This is a genomic window from Pseudomonas sp. SF2, from assembly GCF_036858055.1.
Classification (GTDB): Bacteria; Pseudomonadota; Gammaproteobacteria; order Pseudomonadales; family Pseudomonadaceae; genus Aquipseudomonas.
Window position 1 is genome coordinate 1 of the sequence record NZ_JAMBDI010000082.1, and the last position, 551, is coordinate 551.

Genomic DNA, 551 nt, shown 5'->3' on the forward strand with positions numbered 1-551 from the left:
CCATATTCAAGGTACTTGCTGAGCCGCGCCACCTTGTCCAGGTGCGTCGCATACCCCGGAATCTGCCCCGGCCCGCCCGCCTTCGACCAATGGTGCACAAGTCTTTTGGTCGAAATGTTCAAGCTCTTCTTCAGCCGCTCATAGCTGCCCAGGTTCAGCTGTTTGTTGAGGTACGCCGCTTTCAACTGACCATCCAGTTGCTGCAGCAGCTGTCGCCGTTCGGCAAAAAAGCCCGGGCTGTTCAAGTGGCCATGGCGCATGAACTCGCGCTGATGCAGTTGCTCGATACTGGTCAGCGTATTACTGACCTGCTTCAAACCTTGTTCCAGCATGTCCTTGCCCACGCCCATGGACTGACTGGCATTGCTGAGCAAGCCGGCGATTTCGGCCTGATGCTCCATCATGAAGTCCGCTTCGGCGAAATCGAGCACCGCCAGCGCACGGCGTGCATGCTGTGCCGCCGCCATCAACTGTCCCTCCTCGCGGGTGCAGGCATCACCATTGTCAGGGTCACCGATAACGAAGATTTCCCCTGCCTTGAAGCCTTGCTC

At 58.1% G+C, this 551-nt stretch carries 1 pseudogene; it reads right to left on the reverse strand.

Going from position 1 to position 551, the window contains the following annotated elements:
* A pseudogene (locus M2S36_RS24915) lies at positions 1–551 on the reverse strand (PAAR domain-containing protein); the annotation flags it as partial.